The sequence below is a fragment of the Frankia sp. AgKG'84/4 genome (genome assembly GCF_023242965.2).
Taxonomy (GTDB): Bacteria; Actinomycetota; Actinomycetes; order Frankiales; family Frankiaceae; genus Frankia.
On record NZ_JALKFU020000536.1, the window covers coordinates 1 to 3,727 of the forward strand.

General features: G+C 73.1%; 4 protein-coding genes. 2 read left to right on the forward strand and 2 right to left on the reverse strand.

Annotated features, from left to right (window positions below; all coding sequences use genetic code 11):
- Positions 1 to 880 (forward strand): nitrilase-related carbon-nitrogen hydrolase (locus MXD58_RS22720; protein ID WP_250609885.1); only part of this gene is annotated, 880 nt, incomplete at its 5' end.
- Between the two features lie 21 nt (positions 881 to 901).
- On the opposite strand, the gene MXD58_RS22725 is transcribed toward MXD58_RS22720, so the two are convergent.
- Both MXD58_RS22725 and MXD58_RS22730 read right to left on the reverse strand, forming a co-directional pair.
- Entirely contained in the window at positions 902 to 1,783 is an 882-nt protein-coding gene (locus tag MXD58_RS22725) for an SGNH hydrolase domain-containing protein (protein WP_248841420.1), read from the reverse strand.
- An 82-nt stretch (positions 1,784 to 1,865) separates the two neighbouring features.
- A complete protein-coding gene (locus tag MXD58_RS22730; protein WP_250609886.1) occupies positions 1,866 to 3,122 on the reverse strand; it encodes a phosphoinositide-specific phospholipase C-related protein in 1,257 nt (418 codons plus the stop codon).
- Between MXD58_RS22730 and MXD58_RS22735 the strand changes: the two genes are divergently transcribed.
- On the forward strand, positions 3,108 to 3,727 hold a 620-nt coding region (locus tag MXD58_RS22735; RefSeq protein WP_250609887.1), incomplete at its 3' end, for an MFS transporter. The two genes, MXD58_RS22730 and MXD58_RS22735, sit on opposite strands and share 15 nt — an antisense overlap.

Below are 3,727 nucleotides of genomic sequence, written 5' to 3' on the forward strand. Positions count from 1 at the left end.
GCAGCATCGCTGGCACCCGGACCCGGCCGAGCACGCCGCGGCGCTGCGGGCCGGCGCGGCCACCGCCGCCGAGCTGGGTGCGCGCCTCGTCTGCTTCCAGGAACTGACCCTGTCGCGTTATTTCGCCGACCAGCCACCGTCCCTACCGCCAGGCGGCGCCGCGGTGCCCGAAGGCCGGCCGGTCAAGCTGGCGGAGAGCGTTGAGGACGGCCCGACCCGCCGGTTCGCCGCCAGCCTCGCGGCCGAGCTGGGTCTGGTCGTGCACATGTCGCTGTACGAGCGGGCCGACGGCGACGACGGCCTCGGGTACAACACCGCCATCGTCGTCGGCCCCGACGGCACGCTCCTCGCCCGGACCCGCAAGCTGCACATTCCGGTCACCGCCGGCTACCACGAGGACCGGTACTTCCGCCCCGGTCCGGCCGGTCCGGACAGCTTCCCCGTCGTCGAGCTGGACCAGGGCCGGTTCGGCTTCCCCACCTGCTGGGACCAGTGGTTCCCGGAGCTCGCCCGGGTCTACGGCCTGGCCGGCGCGGAGGTTCTCGTCTACCCGACCGCGATCGGCTCCGAGCCTGACCATCCGGGTTTCGACACCGAGCCGATGTGGCGGCAGGTGATCGTCGGAAGTGGGATCGCGAACGGCACGTTCATGGTCGCGGTGAACCGGATCGGCTGCGAGGGTGCGCTGACGTTCTACGGCAGCTCGTTCATCAGCGACCCGTACGGCCGCGTGCTGGTCCGCGCGCCGCGCGACGTGCCGGCGGTGCTGGTCGCGGACCTCGAGCTCGACCAGCGCCGGGACTGGCTCACGCTGTTCCCGTTCCTGACCACCCGCCGGCCCGACGCCTACGTGTCGCTGAGCGAGCCCCGCCGCACCTGAGCGGCCGTGGGCGCCGCGCGGTCAGGAGCCGTCGGCGGCCAGCGCGGCCAGGGCGTGGGCGTAGCGGGCCGCGCAGTACGGCGTGGGATGTATGTAGTCGGCGACGCAGAGCCGGCCGTTCAGCTGGGTGTTGAACACCATGTCGGGATGAATCGCCACGGCCGCCCGGTCCGAGTAGCGCACCGCGTCGCCGAAATCGCCGGCGAGCCTGCGGTACATCTCGTTGAGATGGGCGTTGCCGAGCATCGCACCGCCGCGGGCGGAGTCCGGTGACGCCCAGTCCTTCTGTTTGGCGGCGTCATTCAGCGCGGACGGGATGGCCGCGGCCAGCACGATCCTGTGCACCCCGTGGCGCAGGTACCAGCGGATCTGTGCGGTGAGCTCGGCCTGGTATTCGGCGACGAGCCGGGTGCCGACCAGCTCCCGGGGGTTGTTGCCGTTCCAGTTCAGCACCACCGTGCGGGGATTGCCGGCCACCGCCAGGTCGGCCGCGAGCAGCGGTGCGGACACCCCGGCGTAGATGTCGGGGGTGAGCCCCGGGTAGCCGATCAGCCGGACCGGGCCGGTGCTCGCCGCCTGCGCCGCGATGGCGACCACCGAGTCGCCGACGACGAGCGCCGGGACGGCTGGCGCAGCGGCGCCGTCCCCGCCGCGCGGCCGGACGGCGATCGCCGCGGCCAGCAGAAGGGCCACGACCAGCAGGGTCAGCAGCGAACCGGCGGCCCGGCCGCCGGGCGGTCCCTGCCGGGCGGTACCACGTTCACCGTCCCGCCAGACCGCTGGTCGCCGTTTTCGCGTCAGGTCCGCGCGGGCGGCCGGTGCGGTGACCAGCGCGGAGAACCTACCGGCTGCGCGGGCGGCGGCCCCGGAGAAAGGACGGGCGTGGCCCGATGTGCAGTCCATATGCCCCCCGCCGCCCCGGATGCTTTTTCCACCGAGCGGATGCACACAATACGGATACCCGGCGCGACCCAGGTCAACCGCCTCAGTGACCGGGGTGGACGCGGGCCGCGTTCAGGGCTGCCACGGTCGGGACGAGATCGCCGATGGTCGTGAAGTCAGCGGCGATGAACGTCGGTCGCCGGCCGGCCTGTTCGCAGCTGCGTACATGGGCGAGCAGCGACGGTGTCCGGTTCACCGCGTCGGCGGAGGTTCGGCTCGGATCGTCGCCCTCGACCCAGTGGTTGACGACCAGCATCGACGCCTCCGACGGCCCGCGGCGCACCCGGCAGGTGAACTCGTTCGCCGACGGAACATCGAACGGGGTGTCGTCCGCGTAGCGGAAAAGCCGCCGGTACCAGGTTCCCGCAACGTCCGCGTTCTCCGCGAAGACGACCAGCCGCCGGTCGGTGGCGACCAGATGGCCGAGCGTCGGCCACCGGCCGTGCGGGTCCGCGGGCGGGGTCACGAGATGCCGCGTCAACCCGGACCGGTGGAACGCCGCGATGACCTCCTCGGGGGGCACTGAGTCCTGCAGCACGAGCGTGACCACCTCGGACGGGTTGCGCTCCAGCCAGTCGCCGACGGACCGCAGGGCCACGTCCAGGTTCACCGATCCGAACTGGCACACGCTGTGACACAGCCACAGTCCTGGGCGGGCCGACTGAGCGCCGCGGGCCAGCGGCGCCAGCGCTTCCCGTTCCTGCGGCCGCAGACCGGCCAGGAACGTCTCCACCTGCGTCGGAGTGGTCCAGTGATGCACGTCGAGGAGCAGCGCGCGGACCCCCGTGTCGAGCTGACCGACGAGATCAGGGTCCTGCGTCGCGCCGACGAAATCGGTCGCGCTCGACGACATGGCGTTGTGGCTGGCCGCGTAGGCTGCCTGGTCGTAGCGCAGCGCGCACAGGTCGCGGCTTCCGTTGCAGTTCGTCGCCTCCACTCCGCGGAAGCGGGCCGGTGCCGCGAGCCACGAGCCACCGATCAGCACCGCCGCGGCCGCCATGAGGGCCGCCACCCGGCGCCGGGCGAGCAGCCGGGGCCGGTAGCGGGCCAGCAGTCCCGCGGCGACCGCGGCCGCGCCCGCGAGCAGCACAGCGACCGCCAGTTCGGTCGACATCGCCTGGACCCGGCTGATCAGGCTGCTCTGCAGGTCGTGCAGCAGCTCCCGGACCCGCGGTGGCAGCGTCGGGTTCGCGCCGACGACGGCCGCGGTCGGGTCGCCCACCAGCGTGGGCAGGAGCAGGGCGAGCCCGAGCGCCGCGCCGCCGCCGGCGACCGCGGCCGCCGCGTGATCCGCCAGCATCTGCACAACGGCGACGTGCTGCGCCTGTGCGGCGTCGGGATGCTGCTGATGGGCGGGTTCGTCGCGACCTACAACTACCTGACCTACCGGCTCACCGACGCACCGTTCACCCTGCCGAGCAGCATGATCGGCCTGGTCTTCACCGCCTACCTGGCCGGCACGGTGAGCTCGACCGCCGCCGGCCGGCTGGCCGTCCGACTGGGGCGCCGAAGCGTCCTGCTGGGCGCGGTGGCGACCGCGCTGGCCGGGCTCACCCTGACCGTCCCGGACAACCTCGGCTGCGTCCTCGCCGGCCTGGTGATCTTCACTGCCGGCTTCTTCGCGGCCCATTCGGTGGCCAGCGGCTGGATCGGCGCCCGGGCGGGCACCGGGCGCTCGGAGGCGTCGGCGCTGTACCTGCTCGGCTACTACCTCGGCTCGAGCATCGGCGGCACGCTGATCGGTCTGGCCTGGACGAGAGCCGGGTGGCCGGCGACCGTCGCCTGCGTCGCCGCGACCCAGCTCGGCGCGGCCCTGCTCGCGCCCCGCGCCGAACATCCGGCACCGCACCCGGGTGCGCGAGGACGTCACGCACTCCTTCTATCGGGGCTCCTCCGCCTACCACC